23 protein-coding genes are annotated in these 24,113 nt (G+C 67.9%); 8 read left to right on the forward strand and 15 right to left on the reverse strand.

Going from position 1 to position 24,113, the window contains the following annotated elements:
* Nucleotides 1-123 precede the first annotated feature (123 nt).
* Nucleotides 124-546, reverse strand: coding sequence for a helix-turn-helix domain-containing protein (locus ACFOYU_RS25180; protein WP_377035657.1), 423 nt, complete (start codon nucleotides 544-546; stop codon nucleotides 124-126).
* Nucleotides 547-691: 145 nt separating this feature from the next.
* On the opposite strand from ACFOYU_RS25180, the gene ACFOYU_RS25185 reads away from it, so the two are divergent.
* The 5 genes from ACFOYU_RS25185 to ACFOYU_RS25205 all read left to right on the forward strand — a co-directional run bounded on the left by ACFOYU_RS25185 (nucleotide 692) and on the right by ACFOYU_RS25205 (nucleotide 5,714).
* Nucleotides 692-1,204: a tyrosine phosphatase family protein gene (locus tag ACFOYU_RS25185; RefSeq protein ID WP_377035658.1), complete on the forward strand. Its 513-nt coding sequence runs from the start codon at nucleotides 692-694 to the stop codon at nucleotides 1,202-1,204.
* 88 nt (nucleotides 1,205-1,292) lie between these two features.
* The gene (locus ACFOYU_RS25190; protein WP_226739463.1) at nucleotides 1,293-1,541 is read left to right on the forward strand and encodes an exodeoxyribonuclease VII small subunit; all 249 of its coding nucleotides are present in this window, start codon (nucleotides 1,293-1,295) and stop codon (nucleotides 1,539-1,541) included.
* Between the two features lie 105 nt (nucleotides 1,542-1,646).
* Nucleotides 1,647-3,554, forward strand: coding sequence for a 1-deoxy-D-xylulose-5-phosphate synthase (dxs, locus tag ACFOYU_RS25195; RefSeq protein WP_377035659.1), 1,908 nt, complete (start codon nucleotides 1,647-1,649; stop codon nucleotides 3,552-3,554).
* Nucleotides 3,555-3,742: 188 nt separating this feature from the next.
* Nucleotides 3,743-4,471 (forward strand): TlyA family RNA methyltransferase, encoded by a 729-nt coding sequence (locus ACFOYU_RS25200; protein WP_377035660.1) that lies wholly within the window; start codon nucleotides 3,743-3,745, stop codon nucleotides 4,469-4,471.
* A complete protein-coding gene (locus ACFOYU_RS25205) occupies nucleotides 4,464-5,714 on the forward strand; it encodes a class I SAM-dependent RNA methyltransferase (RefSeq protein WP_377035661.1) in 1,251 nt (416 codons plus the stop codon). The genes ACFOYU_RS25200 and ACFOYU_RS25205 overlap by 8 nt, the downstream gene beginning before the upstream one ends.
* A 268-nt stretch (nucleotides 5,715-5,982) precedes the next feature.
* Here the strand turns inward: ACFOYU_RS25205 and ACFOYU_RS25210 are convergent, their stop codons facing one another.
* The 4 genes from ACFOYU_RS25210 to ACFOYU_RS25225 all read right to left on the reverse strand — a co-directional run bounded on the left by ACFOYU_RS25210 (nucleotide 5,983) and on the right by ACFOYU_RS25225 (nucleotide 10,519).
* On the reverse strand, nucleotides 5,983-6,732 hold the full coding sequence (locus tag ACFOYU_RS25210; protein WP_377035662.1) for an SOS response-associated peptidase: 750 nt from the start codon (nucleotides 6,730-6,732) through the stop codon (nucleotides 5,983-5,985).
* Nucleotides 6,733-6,843: 111 nt separating this feature from the next.
* A complete protein-coding gene (locus tag ACFOYU_RS25215) occupies nucleotides 6,844-7,839 on the reverse strand; it encodes a magnesium transporter CorA family protein (protein WP_226739473.1) in 996 nt (331 codons plus the stop codon).
* A 42-nt stretch (nucleotides 7,840-7,881) separates the two neighbouring features.
* Nucleotides 7,882-8,733, reverse strand: a complete 852-nt coding sequence (locus ACFOYU_RS25220) for an SDR family oxidoreductase (RefSeq protein ID WP_377035663.1) — start codon at nucleotides 8,731-8,733, stop codon at nucleotides 7,882-7,884.
* Nucleotides 8,734-8,737: 4 nt separating this feature from the next.
* Nucleotides 8,738-10,519 (reverse strand): acyl-CoA dehydrogenase, encoded by a 1,782-nt coding sequence (locus ACFOYU_RS25225; protein WP_377035664.1) that lies wholly within the window; start codon nucleotides 10,517-10,519, stop codon nucleotides 8,738-8,740.
* Nucleotides 10,520-10,626: 107 nt separating this feature from the next.
* Between ACFOYU_RS25225 and ACFOYU_RS25230 the strand changes: the two genes are divergently transcribed.
* A complete protein-coding gene (locus ACFOYU_RS25230) occupies nucleotides 10,627-11,616 on the forward strand; it encodes an L-threonylcarbamoyladenylate synthase (RefSeq protein ID WP_377035665.1) in 990 nt (329 codons plus the stop codon).
* Nucleotides 11,617-11,634: 18 nt separating this feature from the next.
* Here the strand turns inward: ACFOYU_RS25230 and wrbA are convergent, their stop codons facing one another.
* The gene (gene wrbA / locus ACFOYU_RS25235) at nucleotides 11,635-12,234 is read right to left on the reverse strand and encodes an NAD(P)H:quinone oxidoreductase (RefSeq protein ID WP_226739481.1); all 600 of its coding nucleotides are present in this window, start codon (nucleotides 12,232-12,234) and stop codon (nucleotides 11,635-11,637) included.
* A gap of 164 nt (nucleotides 12,235-12,398) precedes the next feature.
* On the opposite strand from wrbA, the gene ACFOYU_RS25240 reads away from it, so the two are divergent.
* Nucleotides 12,399-13,319: a LysR family transcriptional regulator gene (locus ACFOYU_RS25240; RefSeq protein WP_377035666.1), complete on the forward strand. Its 921-nt coding sequence runs from the start codon at nucleotides 12,399-12,401 to the stop codon at nucleotides 13,317-13,319.
* A gap of 490 nt (nucleotides 13,320-13,809) precedes the next feature.
* On the opposite strand, the gene ACFOYU_RS25245 is transcribed toward ACFOYU_RS25240, so the two are convergent.
* From ACFOYU_RS25245 to ACFOYU_RS25270, 6 genes are all read right to left on the reverse strand, one after another.
* Nucleotides 13,810-14,796, reverse strand: coding sequence for an MDR family oxidoreductase (locus ACFOYU_RS25245; protein WP_377035667.1), 987 nt, complete (start codon nucleotides 14,794-14,796; stop codon nucleotides 13,810-13,812).
* 90 nt (nucleotides 14,797-14,886) lie between these two features.
* Complete coding sequence (locus ACFOYU_RS25250; protein WP_226739486.1) at nucleotides 14,887-16,131, reverse strand: MFS transporter; 1,245 nt, start codon at nucleotides 16,129-16,131, stop codon at nucleotides 14,887-14,889.
* Between the two features lie 61 nt (nucleotides 16,132-16,192).
* Nucleotides 16,193-16,864, reverse strand: coding sequence for a M10 family metallopeptidase C-terminal domain-containing protein (locus ACFOYU_RS25255; RefSeq protein WP_377035760.1), 672 nt, complete (start codon nucleotides 16,862-16,864; stop codon nucleotides 16,193-16,195).
* A gap of 6 nt (nucleotides 16,865-16,870) precedes the next feature.
* A complete protein-coding gene (locus ACFOYU_RS25260) occupies nucleotides 16,871-17,770 on the reverse strand; it encodes a hypothetical protein (protein WP_377035668.1) in 900 nt (299 codons plus the stop codon).
* Nucleotides 17,771-17,862: 92 nt separating this feature from the next.
* Nucleotides 17,863-18,990, reverse strand: a complete 1,128-nt coding sequence (locus tag ACFOYU_RS25265) for a cell wall hydrolase (RefSeq protein ID WP_377035669.1) — start codon at nucleotides 18,988-18,990, stop codon at nucleotides 17,863-17,865.
* 172 nt (nucleotides 18,991-19,162) lie between these two features.
* A complete protein-coding gene (locus ACFOYU_RS25270) occupies nucleotides 19,163-19,984 on the reverse strand; it encodes a helix-turn-helix domain-containing protein (RefSeq protein WP_377035761.1) in 822 nt (273 codons plus the stop codon).
* A gap of 143 nt (nucleotides 19,985-20,127) precedes the next feature.
* On the opposite strand from ACFOYU_RS25270, the gene ACFOYU_RS25275 reads away from it, so the two are divergent.
* Nucleotides 20,128-20,529 carry a hypothetical protein gene (locus tag ACFOYU_RS25275; protein ID WP_226739494.1) on the forward strand — a complete coding sequence of 134 codons (402 nt, stop codon included), beginning with the start codon at nucleotides 20,128-20,130 and terminating at the stop codon, nucleotides 20,527-20,529.
* Nucleotides 20,530-20,607: 78 nt separating this feature from the next.
* Here ACFOYU_RS25275 and ACFOYU_RS25280 read toward each other — a convergent pair whose 3' ends face one another.
* The 3 genes from ACFOYU_RS25280 to ppdK are packed head-to-tail and all read right to left on the reverse strand — an operon-like array spanning nucleotide 20,608 to nucleotide 23,923.
* Nucleotides 20,608-20,952, reverse strand: coding sequence for a GFA family protein (locus ACFOYU_RS25280; RefSeq protein WP_377035670.1), 345 nt, complete (start codon nucleotides 20,950-20,952; stop codon nucleotides 20,608-20,610).
* Between the two features lie 23 nt (nucleotides 20,953-20,975).
* Nucleotides 20,976-21,245, reverse strand: coding sequence for a hypothetical protein (locus ACFOYU_RS25285; RefSeq protein WP_226739498.1), 270 nt, complete (start codon nucleotides 21,243-21,245; stop codon nucleotides 20,976-20,978).
* Nucleotides 21,245-23,923 carry a pyruvate, phosphate dikinase gene (gene ppdK, locus ACFOYU_RS25290; protein ID WP_377035671.1) on the reverse strand — a complete coding sequence of 893 codons (2,679 nt, stop codon included), beginning with the start codon at nucleotides 23,921-23,923 and terminating at the stop codon, nucleotides 21,245-21,247. Before ppdK ends, ACFOYU_RS25285 begins: the two co-directional genes overlap by 1 nt.
* Between the last annotated feature and the right edge of the window lie 190 nt (nucleotides 23,924-24,113).

Below are 24,113 nucleotides of genomic sequence, written 5' to 3' on the forward strand. Positions count from 1 at the left end.
CACGGACCAGGGTCTCCAGGCGCTCCCGATCAGCGGCGGAAACCTCAATGCGTTCGATCTTGCCCATCCGAGCAGCATCGCACGTCAGACCAGATTTCGGAAACACCCGTCAGTGACAGAACACTAGCCCTTGTCGGGCGGTCCGCCGCCCTCGCGCAGCTCTTCCGCCACCGCGAGGGCCAGGTCCCTCATGCTCCTGCGGATCTTCGGGCTTCGGAAGCCGGCGAGGAGCTGGATGAAGCTGACCATGTCCGACAACGCCATGATCTGGCTCCATCGCCGGGCGTCCTCGTCCGTCACGTCGTCCCCGCATCCGGGATTTTCCTCGAAGAAGAACTGGATGGGCACCGCGAGAACCCGGGCGATCTCGTGCAGGCGCCCGGCGGTGACCCGGTTGGCGCCCTTCTCGTATTTCTGGACCTGCTGGCACGTCACGTTCAGCGCCCGGGCAAGATCCTCCTGGCTCATGCCCAGTTGGAGGCGACGCAGGCGTATCCGACCGGCCACATGCTTGTCGATAAGGCTGGGAGCTTTCTGTTCCATCATTCCGTTCCGGTGTGGAGCAACAATATACCACTACCGCGTGCATAAGAACAGTTTCTTACGTCTCTCGATACACTCTTCCCTCATTCCTCCTTATCTTTAAGACAGGATCGGTCTTCCGTTCGATTCCCACGGCTCAAGGTGGCCCATGCCGACCCTGCACGTCTGTCCCCTCTCCTGCCTGCACGATACCGTTGCCACCACGGGCGCCAGCCATGTGGTGACCCTCATCAATGTGGGCTCCGCCGTGGAGCGGCCCGCGAGCGTTGCGGCGGACCGGCACCTCTTCATCGGCGTCAGCGACATCGTGGAGCCGCTCGAAGGGCACATCCTGCCGGAGGCGGAGCACATCGAGACCCTTCTCGCCTTCGTCCGCACCTGGGGCCGGGAGAGTCCCCTGGTCTTCCATTGCTGGGCCGGAATCAGCCGCTCCACCGCCGCCGCCTACATCTCCGCCTGCGCCCTGGCGCCCGAGCGGTGCGAGGACGCGATGGCCCAGGCCCTGCGCCAGGCCTCCCCCAGCGCCACGCCCAATGCCCGCTTCATCGCCCTTGCGGACGACATCCTGGGGCGCAACGGCCGGATGGTGGACGCGGTCAGCCGCATCGGCCGGGGTGCGGAGGCCATGGAGGGAGTTCCCTTCACCCTCCGCCTCGCCTGAAGGCGCGGCAAAGCCACGCCCGACTCGAACCTTGCCAGGAGGCTCCACAATCCGCATAACGCGGGATCACGCAATGGCGGATGGCAGGATGACCGACACCACTTCGATCAAGACCCTCCCCTTCGAGAAGGCCCTGGCCGAGCTCGAGGAAATCGTGCGGCGGCTCGAGCGCGGCGATGTTCCGCTGGAGGATTCCATCGCGATCTACGAGCGCGGCGAGGCGCTCAAGAAGCATTGCGAGCAGCTTCTGAAGAAGGCCGAGGCGCGAATCGAGAAGATCACCGTCGGTCCGGACGGCCAGGCTTCCGGCACGACGCCGCTCGACGTCGCCGAATAGCCCAGTTTCCCAAGGGAAACGGCCAAGTCTTCGGTTTGACCAAGCCCCTTCCCAACCCTATCTGCTGAACAGAAGGCCGCTGCAACCGCTCTGGCGAGAACAAATTTGTCCACACCTCTCCTCGACACCATCAAAACCCCGGACGATCTCCGTCAGCTTTCCGAGAACCAGCTCCGGCAGGTGGCGGACGAGCTGCGCAGCGAGACGATCAGTGCCGTTTCCGTTACCGGCGGGCATCTCGGGGCGGGCCTGGGCGTGGTCGAGCTGACGGTCGCGCTTCACTACGTGTTCGACACGCCCCGCGACCGGCTGATCTGGGATGTGGGACACCAGGCCTATCCGCACAAGATCCTCACCGGCCGCCGCGACCGCATCCGCACCCTGCGTCAGGGCGGCGGGCTGTCCGGCTTCACCAAGCGGGCGGAAAGCGAGTACGACCCGTTCGGCGCGGCTCATTCCTCCACCTCGATCTCGGCCGGCCTCGGCATGGCCGTGGCGCGGGACCTGGAGGAGAAGCACAACAACGTGATCGCGGTGATCGGCGACGGGGCCATGTCGGCCGGCATGGCCTATGAGGCCATGAACAACGCGGGCGCCATGCATTCGCGCCTCATCGTCATCCTCAACGACAACGACATGTCCATCGCGCCGCCCACCGGCGCCATGTCGTCCTATCTCGCCCGCCTCGTCTCCGGCGGCACCTACCGGGGCCTGCGCGAGACGGCCAAGCAGCTGGCGAAGAAGCTGCCCAAATTCATCTACGAAAAGGCCCAGCGCGCCGAGGAATATGCCCGCGGCTTCTGGACCGGCGGCACCATGTTCGAGGAGCTCGGCTTCTACTACGTGGGCCCCATTGACGGCCACAACCTCGACCACCTGCTGCCGATCCTGAAGAACGTGCGCGATTCCGGCACCGGCCCGATCCTGGTCCACGTGGTGACGCAGAAGGGCAAGGGCTACGCCCCGGCGGAGGCCTCCGCCGACAAGTATCACGGCGTCGTCACCTTCGACGTGGTGACGGGCGCCCAGACCAAGGCCAAGGCCAATGCCCCGGCCTACACCAAGGTCTTCGGCGAGAGCCTGATCAAGGAAGCCCGGCAGGACGACAAGATCGTCGCCATCACGGCCGCCATGCCCACCGGCACGGGCATCGACATGTTCTCCAAGGAGTTCCCCGGCCGCACCTTCGACGTGGGCATCGCCGAGCAGCACGCGGTGACCTTCGCGGCCGGCATGGCGACGGAGGGCTACAAGCCGTTCTGCGCCATCTACTCCACCTTCCTGCAGCGCGCCTACGACCAGGTCGTCCACGACGTGGCGATCCAGAACCTGCCGGTTCGCTTCGCCCTCGACCGCGCCGGTCTCGTGGGCGCGGACGGACCGACCCATGCGGGCTCGTTCGACGTGGCCTATCTCGGCTGCCTGCCCAACATGGTCATCATGGCGGCGGCGGACGAGGCGGAGCTCGTCCACATGGTGGCGACCGCGGCCGCCTACGATGCCGGTCCCATCGCCTTCCGCTACCCTCGCGGCGAAGGCGTGGGCGTGGACATGCCCGAGCGGGGCGTGCCGCTCCCCATCGGCAAGGGCCGCATCATTCGCGAGGGCAGCCGCATCGCCATCCTGTCGCTGGGAACGCGCCTGGGCGAAGCCCTCAAGGCGGCCGAGGAGCTGGAAGCGCGCGGCCTCTCCACCACGGTGGCCGATGCCCGCTTCGCCAAGCCCCTCGACGAGGAGCTGATCCTGCGGCTCGCCCGCGACCACGAGGTGCTGATCACCGTGGAGGAAGGCTCCGTCGGCGGCTTCGGCTCCTTCGTGCTGCAGCTCCTCTCCGACAAGGGCGCGCTGGACCGAGGCACCCTGAAGGTCCGCTCGATGATCCTGCCGGACACCTATATCGACCAGGACAAGCCGGAGCGCATGTATTCCCAGGCCGGCCTGGACGCGGCCGGCATCGTCACCAAGGTGTTCGAGGCCCTGGGCCGCGAGGAGCCGCGCCAGGCCAGGGCCTGAGGGCCGGCTCGCCTCTCCGGTCGGGGAAGGCCGGAGCGCAGATCCGGGTGAGGGCCGCGACACCTTAGAACGTGGCGCCTTTCCCTCCCCCTTGTGGGGGAGAGGGCTGGGCGGCGCCACCCGAACCTGAACCAGAGCGTGCCCATCCCGGCTCGCAACCGACCCGCAATGCAAGCAGCAGGAATTCCATGACCCGCAAGCGTGCCGACGTGGTTCTGGTCGAGCGCGGCTTCTTCACGAGCCGCGCCCGGGCGCAGGAGGCGATTGCGGCCGGACTCGTGACCGTGAACGGCGCCGTGATCCGCAAGGCGTCGGACGCGGTGCCGGACGAGGCGGCGATCACCGCCGAGCAGCCGCACCCTTACGTCTCGCGCGGCGGCGTGAAGCTGGCTGCGGCGCTCGATGCCTTCGCCATCGATCCTGACGGCTGCATCTGCCTCGATGTCGGCGCCTCGACGGGCGGGTTCACGGAGGTGCTGGTCGGACGCGGCGCGGCCCATGTCTACGCGGTCGATGTGGGCCACGGCCAACTGCACCCGAAGGTGGCGCAGGATCCCCGCGTGACGAACCTCGAAGGCACGGATGCGCGCGCGCTCACGCCGGATCTGATTCCGCGCGCCGCCGACCTGCTCGTCTCGGACGTGAGCTTCATTTCGCTCAAGCTCGTGCTGCCCGCCGCCGTCGCGCTGCTGAAGCCCCGCGCCACCCTGGCGGTTCTCGTGAAACCGCAATTCGAGGCGGGGCGCGACCATGTGAAGAAGGGCATCGTGCGCGACGAGGCCGTGCATCGCGCCGTCTGCGAGGATATGACGGCCTTCGTCGCATCCCTCGGCTTCACGCCGCTGGGGCTCGTCCCCTCGCCCATCGAGGGCGGGGACGGCAATCGGGAATTCCTCTTGGGAGCACGCCGTGGCTGAACAGGTGACCATCACGCGTCTCGGCGCGAAGGCTGACGGGATCGCGGAAAGCGCGTCCGGCCCGGTCTTCGTGCCCATGGCGCTGCCGGGCGAGACCGTCACCATCGAGCGGGACGGCGCGCGGGCGCGCCTCGTCTCGGTGGATGCGGCGTCGCCCGAGCGCGAGACGCCTTTCTGCCCCTATTTCGACGCCTGCGGCGGCTGCGCGACCCAGCACATGCGGCACGGCTTCTATCAGGACTGGAAGCGGGACACCCTGGTCCACACCCTGCGGCAGGCGCGGATCGAAGCGCCCATCGCTCCGCTCGTCGACGCCCATGGCGATGGGCGGCGGCGGGTGACCCTGCATGTGCGTTTTCCCGACCGCGCCATGCGCGTGGGCTACATGGCCGCGCGCAGTCACGAGGTGGTGGAGATCGCGTTCTGCCCCATCGCGGAACCCGCCCTGAAACATGCCGCGCCTCCGGTGGCGCGGGCGATCGGCGAGCACCTGCGCAGTTCCCGCAAGCCCCTCGACATCCAGATCACGGCGGTCGAGACCGGCCTCGACGTGGACGTGCGCGGCCACGGACCGCTCAAGGACAAGGACCGGCTGAGCCTGATCGGCCTGGCCGAGAAGCTCGACCTGGCGCGCCTGTCGATCCACGGGGACGTGGTGGTGGAGCGCCGCCCGCCCGCGATCCGCATGGGCAAGGCCCTGGTCGTGCCTCCTGCCGGCTCCTTCCTGCAGGCCACGCGCCTGGGCGAGGAGACACTGGCCGGGCTGGTGACCGAGGCCTGCCAGGGGGCCAAGCGCGTGGCGGACCTGTTCTCGGGCGTGGGCCCCTTCGCCCTGCGCCTCGCCGAGAAGGCGGAAGTCCATGCGGTGGAAACCGAGGCGGGCGCCATCGCCGCCCTCGACAAGGCGTTTCGCGCCACGCCGGGCCTGCGCCGGGTCACGAGCGAAGCCCGCGACCTCTTCCGCCGTCCGCTCCTGACGCCGGAGCTCAATGCGTTCGACGCGGTGGTCATCGACCCGCCGCGGGCAGGCGCGGAAGCGCAGGCGAAGCAGCTTGCCGTCTCCAAGGTGCCCCTGATCGTCAGCGTCTCCTGCGACGCCGCCACCTTCGCCCGCGACGCCGCGATCCTGATGGGCTCGGGCTACCGGCTGGAGCGCGTCGTGCCGGTGGACCAGTTCAAGCACAGCCCGCATCTCGAAGTGGTCGGCATCCTGCGGCGCGAGACCGCGAAGAAGCGGCGGTAGCACCGACCCGCTCTCTTCCCTCACAAGCTTCGGCCGGTTCGAAGACTCACGCTGGAAGCGCCGCGTTGCTCTCCTCCCCCTTGTGGGGAGGAGGTGGAGGTGGGGGTGTGAGCGATAGCCTATGAAGGTTCGGCGCCAACACCCCCACCCTGGCCCTCCCCACAAGGGGGAGGGAAAAGCGTTGTGCTGAACACCGCCACATCCGGAGACGTCGCAATCCCTCGCCTGGTCGCAGGGCTAGCGCAGCATGAGGAGAAAGAGGCGTTCCCTAAAACAGCTTCCCCTGCCCGTCCTCGTCGCTGGAGCGCGGCTTGGCGGCCTTGCGCTTCGACTCCCTGACCGGCTTCGCCTCCGGCTCGGTCAGCGGCTCCTGCACGCCGGGATCGTCGTTCTCGACCTTGTTCACGCGGCTCGACACCGGCACCAGGTCGAGCCAGTCGTCCGGGCACGGGCGCACGAGGCGCATCACGTCCGCGCGCTCGTCGGACACGTCGAGCCACGAGCCGATATCGTCCGGCGACAGGATCACCGGCATCCGGTCGTGCACGGCGGAGAGCGTGCCGTTGGCGTCCGTGGTCACGATGGCGGCGGTGTCGATCTCGCCGCCGTTCGGGTCCATGTAGGTCTCCCACAATCCGGCGAGCGGCATCGGTCCGCGATGGCGCGGACGGATGAGGAAGGGCGCCTTCTCGCGCCCGTGGCGCTGCCACTCGTAGAAGCCGTCGGCGAGGAAGATGCAGCGCCGCCGCTTGAGCGCCGCCTTGAAGGTGGGCTTGGTCTCCAGGGTCTCCCCGCGCGCATTGATGACGAGGGGGAAGTCCTTCGGGTCCTTGACCCAGGACGGCAGGAAGCCCCAGCGCACGAGCATGAAATGCCGCGCGCCCCTGTCCTCCATGACGATGGGCACGGGCTGGGTCGGCGCCACGTTGAAGCGGGGCGGAAAGTTCGGCTGCTCCGGATAGCCGTAGAACTCCCGATAAGTGTCGGGAGGCAGGGTGATGGCGTAGCGCCCGCACATGGTGGTGTCCTCCGCTCCGTCGTGTCTTACACCATCCTCATCCCGAGGAGCAGCCGCAAGGCTGCGTCTCCGGGAGAAGTCCCGCGGATCCGGGAGACGCCTCCCGGGACTTCACAGCCACCGCTTCCAGCGGAAGAACAGGTAGGGCAGCACGGCGGCCAAGATCATCAGGCCGATGGCGAAGGGATAGCCGTGCTCCCATTCCAGCTCGGGCATGAGCCTGAAGTTCATGCCGTACATGGAAGCGACCAGGGTCGGCGGCAGGAAGATTACCGACATGACCGAGAACAGCTTGATGATGTCGTTCTGCTCGATGGTCACGAGGCCCAGCGTCGCATCGAGCAGGAACTGCAGCTTGTTCGACAGGAACGTCGCGTGCTCCTCGATGGACTGCACGTCGCGCAGCGCCGTGCGCCATTCCGCCTGATAGCCGTGGGAGCGCTGCGGCCGCGGCATGGAGGCCGAGAGGAACAGGAGCAGGCGCTCCACCGTCACCATGCTCTCGCGCACGTTGGAGATGAGATCGCCCTTGCGGCCGATGGATTTCAGCGCGGCCCGGAAGGCGGCGGCGCGGCGGGTGCCCGCCCGGTCGTTGTCGAAGACCGATTGCGACAGGCGGTCGATGCGCGAGCCCACATTGCCGAGGATTTCCGCCGCCCGGTCGATGATGGTCTCGATGAGCCCGTCGAGCACCGCCTCCGGCTGGTGGCGGCAGCCTCCCGGCTTCACGGCGCGGGACATGAACATGGTGAAGGAGCGCGGCTCCCCGTAACGCACCGTCACGAGCGCCCTCTCCGTCAGGATGAACGACACGTCGATGAGCTTGGGCACTTCCGTCTCGGACGAGCAGAGAACGCGCACGGTCATGTAGCGCGCGTTGTTCTCGGTATAGAGGATCTCGGACGGCTCGATATCGGCCATCTCCTCCCGGGTCGGGATCTCGATGTTGAGATGCTGCTCGACGAGCCGGTCCTCCTCCCGGGTGGGCTCGATCAGGTCGATCCAGAGGGCGTCGTCGGGGATCTGCTCTCCCGGACGCAGGGCATACCTGTCGAGGGATTGCTCCGAGAGCCCTGCCTTTTCCGCCGGCCGGTGAATCAAGATCATACGCGTCGCCCCAGTTGTCCCGCCGAGGTTCTAGCAGAACTTCTATGACGATGGTGAGAGGGGCGGCGTATCGTCCGGCACGAAGAAATCGGGCATCAGCGGCTTCGTCGGATCGACCCGGTACTTCTCGAAATCCGTCACGCCCTCGCCGGAGAGGAATACGTCGTCGATAAGGAAGTGGCCGGTGAAGCCCTTCGAGGGCTTCCGGAAGACCGCGTGGGCCGCATCGGCCAGGATCTCGGGTGTGCGGCTCGCCTGCACGATCTCGTCGCCGCCGAGCAGGTTCTTCACCGCGCTGGTGGCGATGGTGGTGCGGGGCCACAGCGCGTTGACCGCGATTCCCCTGCCCCGCAGCTCGCCCGCCAGCCCGAGCACGCACAGGCTCATGCCGTATTTCGCTAGGCTGTAGGCGAGGTGCGGCGCGAACCATTTCTCGCTCATGTCGAGGGGCGGCGACAGCATGAGGATGTGCGGGTTCTCGGCCTTTTCCAGAAAGGGAATCGCGTATTTCGACACCATGTAGGTGCCGCGCGTGTTGATCTGGTGCATCAGGTCGAACCGCTTCATGTCCGTGTGCGGCGTCGGCGTGAGGCTGATGGCGCTGGCGTTGTTCACGACGATGTCGAGGCCGCCGAAGGTCTCCACCGTCTTGGCGATGGCGCCCTTCACCGCCTCCTCGTCGCGCACGTCGACCACGAGCGGCAGGGCCTTGCCGCCCGCCGCTTCGATCTCCTGCGCGGCCGTGTAGATCGTTCCGGGCAGCTTCGGGTGCGGCTCGGCGGTCTTGGCCGCGATGACCACGTTGGCGCCGTCCTGCGCCGCCCGCAGGCCGATGGCGAGGCCGATGCCGCGGGAGGCGCCGGTGATGAAGAGGGTCTTGCCGTTGAGCGTCATGGGATCAGCTCGCCAGCGCCAAGTTGGCGTCCTGCAGGAAGCCGGCGCCGCCCATCACCGTCTCCTCCAGGCCCTTCGCGCCCACCGCGATGTTCTCCGCGAAGAACCGGCAGAGCGCGATGCGCGCCGGGTGGGCCGGATCGCCGTCGCCTCCCGCCATCAGGGCACTGGCGACGAGCGCGCCCTGGGCCAGGGCCGCGCCGCCCTGCGCGAGCGCGAAGAGGCGCAGGTAAGGCGTCGCGCCCGCCAGCGCTTCGGCCGGCGCGTTCGAGGACGCGGCCTTGAGGAGATGGCTCGTCGCCCGGTCGAGGCTCTCGACGGCGTCGCGAAGGCGCGGTGCGGTGGCGCCGAAGGCGGGCGTGCTCTCCTTCAGGAGCCGGGCGACGACCGCGCGCATGGCGGCGATCTGCGCCTGCACCGTGGCGCCGCCGGAAAGCGGCAGTTTGCGGGTGACGAGATCGATGGCCTGGATGCCGTTGGTGCCCTCGTAGATCGGCGCGATGCGGGCGTCGCGCAGGTGCTGCGCCGCGCCTGTCTCCTCGATGAAGCCCATGCCGCCATGGACCTGCACGCCCAGCGATGCGACCTCCATGCCCACATCCGTGGAGAAGGCCTTCGCCACCGGCGTGAGCAGAGAGGCGCGCTCATGGGCCTTCCTGCGGCCCGCCTCGTCCGTCTCCAGATGGGCACGGTCGAGGGCCTCCGCCGTCATGTAGCAGATGGCGCGGGCTGCGGCCGTGAGCGCCTTCATGGTCAGGAGGTTCCGCTGCACGTCCGGATGCGCCACGATGGGGCTCATGCCCTCGACGGCGCCCATGGCGGCGCGACCCTGCCTGCGCTCATTGGCATAGCCCAGCGCCTGCTGATAGGCGCGCTCCGCGATGGCGACGCCCTGCAGGCCCACCGCGAGGCGGGCGTTGTTCATCATCGTGAACATGCAGTTGAGGCCCCGGTTCTCCTCGCCGACGAGCCAGCCCACGGCGCCGCCGCCGTCGCCGAAGATCATGGTGCAGGTGGGCGAGGCATGGATGCCGAGCTTGTGCTCGATGGAGTGGCAGCGCACGTCGTTGCGGGTGCCGTCCGGCAGGAATTTCGGCACCAGGAAGAGCGAGATGCCGCGGGTGCCCGCCGGCGCATCCGGCAGGCGTGCCAGCACCAGATGCACGATGTTGTCGGTGAGGTCGTGCTCCCCGTAGGTGATGAAGATCTTCTGCCCCGTGATCTTATAGGTGCCGTCGCCCACCGGTTCGGCGCGGGTGCGCAGGGCCGCGAGGTCGGAGCCCGCCTGCGGCTCCGTCAGGTTCATGGTCGCGGTCCATTCGCCGGAGACGAGCTTTTCCAGGTAGCGGCCCTTGAGATCCTCCGACCCGTGCTTGATCAGCGCCTCGATGGCGCCCATGGTCAGGACGGGACCGATGCCGAAGGCCATGGAGGCCGCGTTCCACATCTCGACGCAGGCAGAATTGAGCAGCGTCGGCAAACCCTGCCCGCCATACTCGACCGGCCCCGGCAGGGCGTTCCAGCCCGCCTCCGTCCAGGCCTTGTAGGCCTGCTTCCAGCCGGGCGCGGTGGTCACGACCCCGTCCTTGAGGGTTGCGCCATGCTTGTCGCCCTCCCGGTTCAGGGGCGCGATGACGTCGTTCGCGAAGCGCCCCGCCTCCTCCAGGATCGTCTGGGCCAGATCGGCCGAGAGATCGGGATAGAGGCCGTCTTCGAGGGCGCGGTCGAGACCGGCCACATGACGCATCGTAAAGACGATGTCGGAGACAGGCGCGCGATAGGTCATGGTGTTTCCTCTCAGAAGCGGCTGGCTTTTGATATTGACGCGTGTTGCCGTGCAGTTAAACCCGCCCAGGCACGCCAATCCCGCCTGGATTGAAGGATAGTTTAGACGTGAACGATCATGGGTCAATGGTGCAGACGCAGCGTCTGGCGGCCGATACAGCGGGACTTGCCCACGCGGCGGCGATCCTGCAGGGCGGCGGCCTCGTCGCCTTCCCGACGGAGACCGTCTACGGCCTCGGGGCCGACGCCACCAATGCCGAGGCGGTGGCCGGCATCTATGCGGCCAAGGAGCGCCCGAGCTTCAACCCGCTCATCGCCCATCTCGACAGCATCGGGGCTGCCGAGGCCCAGGGCGAGTTCGACGAGACCGCCCGGCGCCTCGCGAGGGCCTTCTGGCCCGGCCCCCTGACCCTGGTCGTGCCGGTGGCGAAGACCTGCACCATCTCCGACCTCGCCCGCGCGGGCCTCGACAGCGTGGCTCTGCGGGTGCCGGCGCATCTGCTCGCCCATGCCCTCCTGGAGAAGGCCGGCCGGCCCATCGCGGCGCCATCCGCCAACCGCTCGGGACGGGTCAGCCCTACGGAGGCCGACCATGTGCTGGGCGACCTCGACGGGCGTATCGATGCGGTGCTGGACGGCGGACCGGCATTGGTGGGGGTGGAATCGACCATCGTGGCCTGTCTCGGCGGCGCTCCGCGCCTGCTGCGCCCGGGCGGCGTCGCCCGCGAGGCGATCGAGGCTCTTCTCGGACAGGCTCTGGAATCGGGAGCGGAGCCGGGGGCGAACCCGGTCGCGCCGGGCATGCTCGCCTCCCATTATGCGCCTCGGGCGCGCGTGCGCCTGAACGCCTCGGCCATCGAGCCCGGCGAGGCCGCGCTTCTCTTCGGCCCCGTCCGGCCAAGCGGGATCGAGGCGGCGCGGGCAGTCGTCAGTCTCAGCGAAAACGGCGACCTCACGGAGGCCGCCGCTCGTCTGTTCTCGTCCCTGAGGCAGCTCGACGCCACCGGCGCTAAAACCATCGCCGTGAGCCCGGTCCCCGAGACGGGCCTCGGCGAGGCGATCAACGACCGCCTCAGGCGGGCTGCGGCGGAACGCTGATCCGCTCCGCCGACAGGCTTACTTCGCGAGCTTCGCGGCGATCTCGGCCACGTGGCGGCCCTGGAAGCGGGCGCCGTCGAGTTCGGCTTGGCTCGGCTGACGGGAGCCGTCGCCGCCCGCGATGGTCGAGGCGCCGTAGGGCGAGCCGCCCTTCACCTCGTCGTGGCCCATCTGGCCGGTGAAGGAGTAAGGCAGGCCGACGACCACCATGCCGAGATGCATGAGCACCGGGATGAAGGTGAGGATAGTCGATTCCTGGCCGCCGTGCTGCTGAGCGCTGGAGGTGAAGACCGCGCCGACCTTGCCCACGAGGGCGCCCCGGGCCCAGAGCGAACCGGTCTGGTCGATGAAGTTCTTCATCTGCGCCGTCATGTTGCCGTAGCGGGTGCCGGTGCCGAAGATGATGGCGTCGTACTCGGCGAGCTCCTCCGGCGAGGCGATGGGAGCCGGCTGATCCAGCTTGTAATGGGCCTTCTGCGCCACCTCGAGGGGAACGAGCTCGGGCACGCGCTTCACGACCACGTCCGCTCCTGTCTCGCGGGCTCCCTCCGCAACGGCGTAGGCCATCTGCTCGATGTGACCCCAAGCGGAATAATACAGGACAAGGACCTTGGCCATGACGATGATCTCCAACGGTGAAGGTTGTTTGAACGTGCCGGAATGCCGGCCGCACCGGAACGTCGCGGAAGCTCCCCAGCCATCCGACGAGCCTTAGGGTAAACTTTCCAAACTGCAAAACTAGTGCTAGAAATGCAGGGCCGTCATTGCATGGATGCAAGACCATGGCCAAACAGCAGAATCTCGACTGGGACGATTTCAGGCTCGTGAAGATCATCGCCGAGGCCAACGGCCTCGCGGGCGCGGCCGAGCGTCTCGGCGTCAACCACTCCACCGTGTTCCGGCGTCTGGGACAGATGGAGGACGGCCTCGGCGTGAAGCTCTTCGAGCGGCACCGGACCGGCTACGTGCTGACGCCTGCCGGCGAGGAAATGGCGGCGCTCGCGGAACATATGGAAGAGAACGTCACCGCCTTCACCCGCAAGCTCGCTGGCCAGGCCGTGGCGCCCGCGGGCGAGCTGCGGGTCACCACGAACGACTCGCTTCTCATCCACATGCTGACTCCGCTCTTCACCCGGTTCCTCGAGGCCTGCCCCGAGATGCGCCTGGACGTGGTGCTCGCCAATCAGGCCCTGAACCTGTCGAAGCGCGACGCGGATGTGGCCATTCGCGCCACGGACACTCCGCCGGAGACCCTGGTCGGCCGCCGGGTCGCGACCATCGCCTGGGCCGTCTACGGACGGGCCGCCGAATTTCCCGATGCGGGCACCGTCGATCCCGGTCTGCTGACGAACCGCCCCTGGGTCGCGCTGGGCGACAACCTGGCGGCGCTCAAGGCCGCCCGCTACGTGCGCGACCGGGTGGCGCCGGAGCTCATCGCCTACAAGGTGAACACGGTGCTCGGCCTGGCCGAGGCCGTGGAGGCGGGCATCGGCATCGGCCCCCTGCCCTGCTTCATCGCGGACGGCAGGCCCGGCCTCGTGCGCCTCTCCGAGATCAACCCCGAATTCTCGGCCGGTCTCTGGCTCCTGACCCATCCCGACCTGCGCCAGTCGGCGCGCGTGCGCGCCTTCATGGACTTCATGGCGACCGAGATCGGCAAGCAGCGCAAATGGATCGAGGGCTACGGCCGCAAGGGCGGCTGATCCCGCGATTCCCTGAGGGAGAGATCGCGCGACACCAAGTGAAGGGTTGAGCCGATCAAGGGCTCGTACGAATGGCGCCGCGCGAACTCTCCTCCCCCGATCTCGGGCCTTGCCGGAAGCGCCGACCTGCTCTCCTCCCCCTTGTGGGGAGGAGGTGGAGGTGGGGGTGTGAGCGATAGCCTATGAAGGTGTGGCGCCGGCACCCCCACCCTAACCCTCCCCACAAGGGGGAGGGAATGAGGTCGCGCTGAACACCGCCACATCCACAACGGTCGCAACCAAACTCCACCCTCATCCTGAGGAGCCGCGAAGCGGCGTCCCGAAGGAGGCTCCAGTGCACTCCGGAGACGCCTTGTCCTTCGAGACGATCATGGCGTGATCTCCTCCGGATGAGGGCTGCTGGCGGGGCTGAATCAATGCCGATGACCGGAGCGCGGACGCCCCTCCCCAACGGAGAGGCGACGAACCGGCGCGCCCTTCGCGTCCCAGGTCAGCCGATCTCCACCACGACGCGCCCGCGCACCTTGCCCTCGACGATCCGCCGCCCGGCCTCCGTCACCTCGTCGAGGGAGACGGTGGAGGTCATGGCGGCGAGCTTGCCCGGATCGAGCTCGCGCGCGATCCGGTCCCAGGCTTCCATGCGAAGCGCCTTCGGGGCCATCACCGAATCGACCCCGAGCAGGGACACGCCCCGCAGGATGAACGGGGCGACGGTCGAGGGAAGGTCCATGCCGCCCGCGAGGCCGCAGGCCGCGACCGCGCCGCCGTAGCGGGTCATGGACAGGACGTTGGCCAGCGTGGTCGAACCGACCGTGTCGACGCCCGCCGCCCAGCGTTCCTTGGCGAGCGGACGCACGGAGCCGGTCAGTTCGCCGCGTTCGAGGATTTCCGCCGCGCCGAGGCCTTTCAGGTAATCCGCCTCCTCGGGCCTGCCGGTGGAGGCGACCACGTGCCAGCCCGCCCGGGCCAGCAGCGCCACCGCCACGGAGCCGACGCCGCCGGCCGCGCCGGTCACGATGGCCGGTCCGCGATCCGGCCGCAGGCCGTGCCGCTCCAGCGCCATCAGGCAGAGCATGGCGGTGTAGCCCGCCGTGCCGATGGCCATGGCCTGATGGGGCGTCAGCCCCTCCGGCAGCGGGATCAGCCAATCGCCCTTCACGCGCACCTTCTCGGCATAGGCGCCGAGATGGGTCTCGCCGAGCCCCCAGCCGTTGAGCACGACCGCGTCGCCCGGCTTGAAATCGGGGTGGGAGGACGTCTCGACGGACCCCACCAGATCGACGCCCGGAATCATGGGGAAGCGGCGCACCACCGGCGCCTTGCCGGTGAGCGCCAGCCCGTCCTTGTAGTTGAGGGTCGAATGCGTCACCCGGACCGTGACGTCGCCGTCCATGAGATCGGCCTCGTCGAAGCTCCGCAATTCGACACTCTGCCCGGCTTCGTTCTTGTCGATGACGACGGCCCTGAACGTGCTCATTCCATTCTCCTCCACCACGCCGGACCATTTGTGGCGTGGCGGCCGTTCAGGGCAAGCGCGGGCCGTGTCATTCCTTCGGCGAAGGCGCCGTCACTCCGCCGGCTGCAGGGCCGGCGCGCGCTCGACTGGAGCTTCCTTGATCGGCAGGTTGATCAGCGCGGAGGCGATGCCGAGCGCGATCGAGAGCCACCAGACGAAGGTGTAGCTGCCATAGGCCTCGTAGAGCAGGCCGCCGAGCCAGACGCCTAGGAAGCCGCCGACCTGATGCGAGAAGAACGCGAAGCCGTAGAGCATGGCCATGTAGCGCGTGCCGAACATCAGCATCACCAGGGAGGATGTGGGCGGCACGGTGGAGAGCCAGAGCAGGCCGATGGAGATGCCGAAGGCGATGGACGTGACGGGCGAGGCCGGCAGCAGGATGAAAGCAGCAATCGCCACCGAGCGCCCGAGATAGATCCAGGCCAGCAGCCAGCGCTTCGACATGCGCGTCGACAGCCAGCCCGAGGAGAGCGAGCCGAAGGCGTTGGCGAGGCCGATCACGGCCAGCGTCCAGCCGCCGATGGCGGCGGACAGCCCCGCATCCTTCAGGTAGGCCGGCAGGTGGGCGGTGATGAAGGCGAGCTGGAAGCCGCAGGTGAAGAAGCCGAGGACCAGCAGCACGTAGGAGCGGTGCTGGAACGCCTCCGACAGGGCCTGCCGGATCGACTGACCCGGCGCGGGCGCCGGTCCGGATGCAGACGCGCCGCCTGCATTGGGGCGTGTCGCGAGAGTGAGCGCCAGGGGCAGGACGAGCAGGACGCTCGCGGCGAAGACCACCAGGGTCTGCTGCCAGCCGAAGGACGCGATGAGCACGTTGCCGATGGGCGGGAACAGGAACTGGCCGAAGGAGCCGGCCGCCGTGCCTGCGCCGAACGCCATGGGCCGCCACTTCTCGGGCAGGAGCTTGCCGAAGGCGCCGAGCACCAGGTTGAACGAACAGCCGGACAGGCCGAAGCCGATCAGGATGCCCGCGCCCAGATGCAGCATCCCGGGCGTCGTCGCATAGGCCATGACCACGAGGCCGAGCGCATAGAGGATGGCGCCCGCGCACAGAACCCGCAGAGCCCCGAACCGGTCGGCCACGGCGCCGGCGAAGGGCTGGCCGAGACCCCAGAGGAGGTTCTGGAACGCGATGGCGAGGCCGAACACGTCGCGGCCCCAGCCGTAATCCGTCGTCATCGGGATCTGGAACAGACCGGCCGAGGCGCGCGGCCCGAAGGTGATGAGGGCGATCAGACAGCCGGAGAGGACGATGACTTCCGGCGAGAAGCGGGAACGATCGGTTTGCGTCGACATGATCGCGATCCTGAAGCGCGGGCCAGGCCCGAAGAGGCCGCACCTTAGCTTGAGTCGCGCATCAACAGAATTGAAAGTTTGTAGCCTTAGGTATGAGCGGACGTGATGAGTCGTCGATCCAAGACATTCGGAGTCCACTGGGAGAATAGCGAGGGACGGCCCTAGCGCCGCCCCTCAAGTTATCATGGGACAGCACGTCAGATGAAGAAGAAGTCCTTGTGAGTGAGGGTCTCGCCCTCCTTCTTCTGGAACTTGAAGCTGGTGATCTCCACCATGGCCTTCCGGCCGGAGCCGTCCACGTCCCGTACAGTTTCTTTGTATTCGGGTTCCAGATGAAGAAGTCGTCCTTCTCCTTGGCGCGATTGAGGGCAAAATTCTCTGCCTTCAGGGGCGACGGGTCGGCTTGGCTGCCCTTGCCGAGCTTCTTGAAGATCCCGTCGTCGAGCCAGATCCTGTCCGTGCCGGGCGCGAAATCGGTGATCTTGTCCCGGTTGGTGCGGCTGTTGGGCTTCGAGTCGAACACGAAGACGTCGGCGCCCGAGCCGCCGGTGAGCACGTCGTTGCCGGCCCGGCCTTTCAGGATGTCGTCGCCGGCATGGCCGATCAGCCGGTCGGCGCCGCCATTGCCGGCGAGCAGGTTCGCGGCCCCGTTGCCCACGAGGCGGTCGTCGCCCCGGCCGCCATAGGCGTTCTCGATCACCACGCCCTTGGCGATGGTGTAGCCGCCGGCGATGTCGTCCTAGTGGGAGACGAAGCCGCCCGCATGCCGGCTCCCCGCCTCCAGGGTCGCGGCACGCAGGTCGATGGTCACGTCGTCGGTGGCGCGCGTGCCGTTGATCGTGTCCCGCCCTCCCGTGTCCCAGATGCAGGACCAGCCAGTGCCGGGGGCGTTCCGGCTCGGGAGGCGGTAGGTCGTGTTTCCGTCCGCCGTGGTCGTGTTCTCGCCGTAGAGCGCCTGCAGGGCGGCGATGTCGAAGGCGCCGAGGCCCGTCTGGGCGCCGAAGGATTCGTCGTGCGGGACCCGGTCCCAGCCGGTGTTGTAGGACATCACGATCCTGATGCCCTGGTTGTGCCCGTGGCGGCCCGTATCGTCGGAGCCGCCGACGCCCGGAAACTTGGTGCCGTCGCCGTTCAGGCCGCCGTCGTGGGGATGCGCCAGCCCCAGCCCGTGGCCCAGCTCGTGGACGATGGTGTTGAGCCCGTCGCCTCCGGCCTTGCGGTGCTTCCAGCCCGGGCTCCCGGGATTGAAATATCCCCAGACCTGCCGTCCACCGGGAGGCTCGTGCGCTCCCATGGTGAAGAAGTCGATTTCCGTCTTCCACCACAAGATGTCGGCCTCTTCCACCGTCGTCGCGGGAGCGAAACTGAGGCCGCAGACCTTCTCGTAGAGTGAGGTCGCATGGGCGAAGGCCCTCACCTCGCCGCTCGTCCAGGCCTGGGCCCCGGAAGCGTCGACCAGATAATCGCCGTATTGGCTGGTGCCGTGCACCTTGCTGGCGGCCGCATAGTCGGCCCCGGACCCGAAATAAACCTTGATCGGCCCGCCGGCCGGATCCCAGGTCGTCCCGCCCCAGATCAGGGAATCGACATAGACATTCCCGTAACCGGAACCGGGGACGGATTTCTTGACGGCCGCCATGGGATCTCCTGCTGTGGACGAGGCTCAGGCCCTTGATAGCCCGCCTGAGCCCTTCCGCAGCGTGAGGCAGCGCACCGAACGGACAAGCTTGCTCAGGTCTGCCCCGGCCGCAGCTTATAGAAGATGTGGCGGCCGATCACGTCCATCTTCTTCAGGCGGCGCGCCCAGTAGGGCCGCACATAGTTGGCGTGGTAGTGGGTCGATCCGCCCACCTCCGCCAGATAGGTCTTGCCTTCGAGCACGGCGCTCGCGACGCGCTTGGCCCGCTCCCAGGATTCGGACTCGCCGATGCGCAGCTTCTTGCCCTCGCAGGCGAAGGTGAACTGGCAGGCGAGATGGCGGTGGCGGTTCTGGTAGACCACGCCGCAGACGGAGGACGGGTAGAGACCGCTCTTCACCCGGTTCAGGACCACCTGCGCGACCGCCGCCTGCCCCTCTTCCGGCTCGCTGCGGGCCTCGAAATAGACCGCCTCGGCGAGGCAGCGCTGCTCCTTGCTCAGGTCGTCGGGATCGATCAGGTCCGCATAGCGGGGCCGGTCGTCGTCCTTGGGAACCACGGTGCCGTCGAAGCCGCCGTTGCGGTCGAGGCGCGGCGATTGCAGGGAGACCGGCGCGGCGGCGATCTCGATGGGGGTGGAATCGACCGGCGCGGGCGTGGTCGAGGACAGGGCCACGGCACGGCGCACGGTCGGGGTCGTGGCGCTTCCTGCGGCGCCCGTCGAGCCGGCCGCCGCCGCGGCCGGCGACTGCACGGAGCTCGCACGGCGGGTCGTGGTGTATTCGGGCGCCTCCCAGGGCTCGAAATCCTGCTCCATCTCGGGGCCTTCGAGCTTGCCTTCCATGAGAATCGTCGGCGGCAGGAGCCGCTCGTCCTGACCGAAGAGCAGCCGCGTCCCGGCCTGTTGGAGCATCGGGCGCAGTTCGCCCGCGCGGCGGGACAGGGTGATGCGGGGCTGGACCAGCGGATCGCCCTTGCGGGCGCGCTCGACCGCCGGAAGGGCGCCCGCATCCCTCTTCTTCTCGTCCTGAAGCGGCGAGCCGTTCACGAGGTCGTCCGGCAGATCGTAGCGGGGAAGCGTCCTGAGCACGCCCAAATCAGCGCGGCTGTCGGCTGGAATGGAGGGCACGAGGTTCATGCCGGTCAACCGGGCCATCGCGCCACGCGGGGCAAAGCTCACGCCGGACTGGGGATCGTTGCTCGCCGACGCGGTGAAGGACACCAAAAGACCGGCCGCAAGAGCCCAGGGCGCCGTGGTTGCGCAAATCCATCTGACCCGAGAGCGACGATAATGTATACGCACGCGACCACACCCTACCGGAACCCGCCAGTGGAGCATCCCTCGGGAATGCTCCGGCTCGGTATGGTTATCGCCCTTTAAGGTTGATGGGGGGTTAAGGCCCGGGATTCCCCCGCCCCTCGGCCATGCGCCGCAGGAGAAGCGCGGTCTCCGCATCGGCGGGGAAAAAGGCCTCGATGGCGAGCTCCGACAGGGTCACGTCGACGGGCGTGCCGAAGACCGTGGTCGTGCTGAACAGGGTCAGCACGCCTTCGGGTACCGTCAGTTTCAGGGGCACGACGACGCCGGCATAATGATCGGCCGGCGCAGGCCCGCGCCGCGCGGCATCGGGTATCGGGTAGGCGCTCAGCTCCTCCATCAGGCCGGACAGAACCGCGTCGCCCGTCACGTCCACCTGGTGGCGCAGGCGCGTCACGAGGTGGTTGCGCCATTCGGTAAAGTTCACGATGCGCCGGGCAATCCCGGCGGGATGCACGCTCAGGCGCAGCACGTTCACCGGCGGCTTGAGGAGCGCCGGATCGACATCGCCGATCAGCGGAAACAGCGCATCGTTCGCGGCGATCAGGTGCCAGTGCCGGTCCACCGCCAGCGCGGGATAGGGATCGTGCCCCTTGAGCACCAGATCGACCGCCTGGCGCGCGCTGCGCAGTTCCGGGTCGTCCAGCGATTTCTGCGAATAGACCGGCGCATAGCCTGCCGAGACCAGCATGATGTTGCGCTCCCGCAGGGGCAGGTCGAGCTTCTCGGCCAGATGCAGCACCATCTCGCGGCTGGGCTGCGAGCGGCCGGTCTCCAGGAAGCTGAGATGCCGGGTGGAGATGTCGGCCTCGAGCGCCAGATCGAGCTGGCTCATGCGGCGGCGCTGGCGCCATTCGCGGATGTGGTCGCCGACCGGTTTCGTGGAATTCGCGTTCATCATGGCCGGACGATAGCCCGAGGCAGGATCATCTTCCAATGACCTCCGAGGTAATCGACGGGCCGCACGGGCGGCGCAATCCTTCAGGCACGGTCGATGGCCCTTCCCGCCATGGACCTCAACCGAGCCAAGAGGAACCTGCCATGCCGACGATCATCCCCTCCCCGCTTCTCCGCCAGGCCCTGCTCGCCGACGCTTCGACCAGCGCCGCCTTCGCCGTGCTGATGGTGCTGGCCGCCGGCCCCTTGAGCGGTCTGCTCGGCCTGCCGGAGATGCTCCTGCGCCTCGTGGGCGCGGTGCTCGTGCCCTATGCGGCGCTCCTCGCCTATATGGGCCTGCGCAGCCACCTGCAGCGCCCCCTCGTCTGGGCCGTCGTGATCGGCAATGCCCTGTGGGTGGCGGACAGCGCGCTGCTTCTCGTGAGCGGCTGGGTCGAGCCGACACGGGCCGGCTATGCCTTCGTGATCGCTCAAGGCCTGGTGGTGCTGATGTATGCGGAGTTCCAGTATGTCGGCCTGCGCCGGTCGCAGGCGGCGACCGCATAGGACATGACGGCCCTGCAGCCTCGCAGGCACTGCGTCTCACCTCTCCTCAGGGAGAGGTGAACGTGCGTCTGCACGCCGTCAGAAGTTCCGCCCGTCCACCGGGACGAGCTCGAGTTCGGACAGCTCCACATCCTCCAGGCAGCGCACGTTGATCGCCGCCGTCGCCTCGCCGGTCGGCTTCTTGCCCTCGCCGAAGGGCGCGCAGCCGCAGGTCGAGCAGAACCGGTGCTGGATGGTGTGGGTGTTGAAGGTGTAGGTCGCGAGATCCTCCTCGCCGCGCAGGATCGTCAGTGCGCCGCGCGGCACGAAGGTCAGGAGATAGCCCTTCCGCCGGCAATGGGAGCAGTTGCATTCGATGACCTGGTCGAGGGCGGCCTCGACCTCGAACGCGACCTTGCCGCAATGGCACGAACCCTTGTGCATGTGCCCCTTCCCCTATTTCCGTCTCAGGTTCCGATAGCCAGGAATGCGGTGACGATGAGGCCCGCGCCCAGGACGCCGACGAAGCGGTCGCCCATGGTGAGGGGCTCCGCCTTGCCTCGGGCAGCCGCCTGGCCGATGACGATGTCGAGAACCAGAGAAACCACGAACGGCCAGGCGGCGGGCGTGATCGCCGCCTCCTGCCATGTCGGGTTCTGCGCCGCGACCCATCCGATCACGACGCCCGTGACGATCATCGCGGCGATGTAAAGCAACCTGCTGCGGGAGAGCGCCATCAGGCTTGGCTCGCGGCCTTGACGCCGAGCGCCGCCTGCGCTGCCGCGAGGCGGGCGATCGGCACGCGGTAGGGCGAGCAGGAGACGTAGTCGAGGCCCGTCTCCTGGCAGAAATGGATCGAGGCCGGGTCGCCGCCATGCTCGCCGCAGATGCCGAGCTTGATGCCGTTGCGGGTGTGCTTGCCGCGTTCCACCGCGATCCGGATCAGTTCGCCGACGCCCTCCTGGTCGATGGTGACGAACGGATCGGCCGCGAGAATGCCCTTGCTCGTGTAGGAGCCCAGGAACGACGCGGCATCGTCGCGCGAGATGCCGAGCGCGGTCTGCGTCAGGTCGTTGGTGCCGAAGGAGAAGAACTCCGCGGCCTCCGCGATCTCGCCCGCGCGCAGGGCAGCGCGCGGCAGCTCGATCATCGTGCCGACCTGATACTCCACGGTGACGCCCGTTTCCTTCGCGACCGCCTCCGCCATGGCGACGATGCGGGCTTTCACCAGGTCGAGCTCGGCCTTGGTCATGACGAGGGGCACCATGATCTCGGGCACCACCGGCTCGCCCGTGGCGCGACCGGCCTCCACCGCCGCCTCGAAGACGGCGCGGGCCTGCATCTCGGCGATCTCCGGATAGGCGATGGCGAGGCGCACGCCGCGGAAGCCGAGCATGGGGTTGAACTCGTGCAGTTCGCGCGCCCGGTGCCTCAGCTTCTCCACCGATGCGTTCATCGCCTTCGCGACCTCCTGCATCTCGGCTTCCGAGTGAGGCAGGAACTCGTGCAGCGGCGGATCGAGCAGGCGGATCGTGACCGGCAGGCCGCTCATGATCGTGAAGAGTTCGGCGAAGTCCTTGCGCTGCATGGGCAGCAGCTTGGCGAGCGCCGCGCGGCGGCCTGCCTCGTCGTCGGCGAGGATCATCTCGCGCACCGCGACGATGCGGTCGCCCTCGAAGAACATGTGCTCCGTGCGGCACAGGCCGATGCCCTCGGCGCCGAAATTGCGCGCGGTCCGGGCGTCGAGCGGCGTCTCCGCATTGGCGCGCACCTTCATGCGGCGCACCTTGTCGGCCCAGCCCATGAGGGTGGCGAACTCGCCGGACAGCTCGGGCTCCAGCATCTTCACCTGGCCGAGCAGCACCTGGCCGTTCGAACCGTCGATGGTGATGACCTCGCCCTTCTTCAGGGCTTGGCCCGCGACCGTGAGGGTCTGGGAGGCGTAATCGACGCGGATCGAGCCCGCGCCCGACACGCAGGGCTTGCCCATGCCGCGCGCGACCACCGCCGCGTGGGACGTCATGCCGCCGCGGGTGGTGAGAATGCCCTCGGCCGCGTGCATGCCGTGGATGTCCTCGGGGCTCGTCTCGACGCGCACGAGGATGACCTTGTGGCCGGCCTTCTTGGCGGCTTCGGCATCGTCCGAGTTGAATACGATGGCGCCCGAGGCCGCGCCCGGAGAGGCCGGCAGGCCGGTGGCCAGGATCCGGCGCTCGGCCTTGGGATCGATGGTGGGATGGAGAAGCTGGTCGAGGGCCGCGGGCTCGACGCGGTTCACCGCCTCCTCCTGCGAGATCAGCCCCTCGGATGCCAGCTCCACCGCGATGCGCAGGGCCGCCTTCGCGGTGCGCTTGCCGTTGCGGGTCTGGAGCATCCAGAGCTTGCCCTTCTCGACCGTGAATTCCATGTCCTGCATGTCACGGTAGTGCTTTTCGAGAATGCCGTAGATGCGCACCAGCTCGGCATAGGCCTCCGGCATGGCCCGTTCCATGGAAGGCCTGTCGGAGCCCGACGCCACCCGCGCCTTCTCGGTGATGTCCTGCGGGGTGCGGATGCCCGCCACCACGTCCTCGCCCTGGGCGTTGATGAGGAACTCGCCGTAGAGTTCCTTTTCGCCGGTGGAGGGATTGCGCGTGAAGGCGACGCCCGTGGCCGAGGTCTCGCCCATGTTGCCGAACACCATGGCCTGCACGTTCACGGCCGTGCCCCAGCTCGCGGGAATGCCGTGGAGTTCGCGGTACTTGATGGCGCGGTTGTTCATCCAGGAGCCGAACACGGCCCCAATGGCGCCCCAGAGCTGCTCGTGCGGGTCCTGCGGGAAGGGCTTGCCCAGCTCCTTCTCGACGATGCTCTTGTAGCGCGGAAGCAGGGACTTCCAGTCGTCGGCGGTCATATCCGTATCGAGGGTGTAGCCGCGGCGGTCCTTGTACTCGTCGAGAACCTCCTCGAAATGGTGGTGCTCGATCCCGAGCACGACGTTCGAGTACATGGTGATGAAGCGGCGATAGGAATCGTAGGCGAAGCGCTCGTCGTTGGCGTCCTTCGCGACCGCGTCCACGGTGGTGTCGTTGAGGCCGAGATTGAGGACGGTGTCCATCATGCCCGGCATCGAGGCGCGGGCGCCGGAGCGGACGGAGACGAGAAGCGGGTTGGCGGCATCGCCGAAAGTGCGGCCCGTGAGGCCGCCCACATAGCTCAGCGCCTTCCCGACCTGGTCCTTCAACTCCTGCGGATAGGAGCGGCCATGGTCGTAATAGTAGGTGCAGACCTCGGTCGTGATGGTGAAGCCCGGAGGAACGGGCAGCCCGAGATTGGACATCTCGGCGAGGTTGGCGCCCTTGCCGCCCAGGAGATTCTTCATCCCCGCCTCGCCCTCGGCCTTTCCGTCACCGAAGGTGTAGACCCACTGCGTCATCGCTCGACCCTTTTGGCTTTTCGTCCTGCTGAAGCGCAGGTGAAGGCTTGAAGCATGCGGGACCAAAACGCAACCTGAACGGCCAAGGTTCCTTAGTCTAAGAAACCAAGGCGCTCCGCCGTCTTCACGCCCCCCGTCATTCCGGGCTCCGCTCGCCCCGGAATGACGATGGAGGTTCCCCGGAAAGATG

It is taken from the genome of Microvirga sp. GCM10011540 (assembly GCF_042650665.1).
Classification (GTDB): domain Bacteria; phylum Pseudomonadota; class Alphaproteobacteria; order Rhizobiales; family Beijerinckiaceae; genus Microvirga; species Microvirga lenta.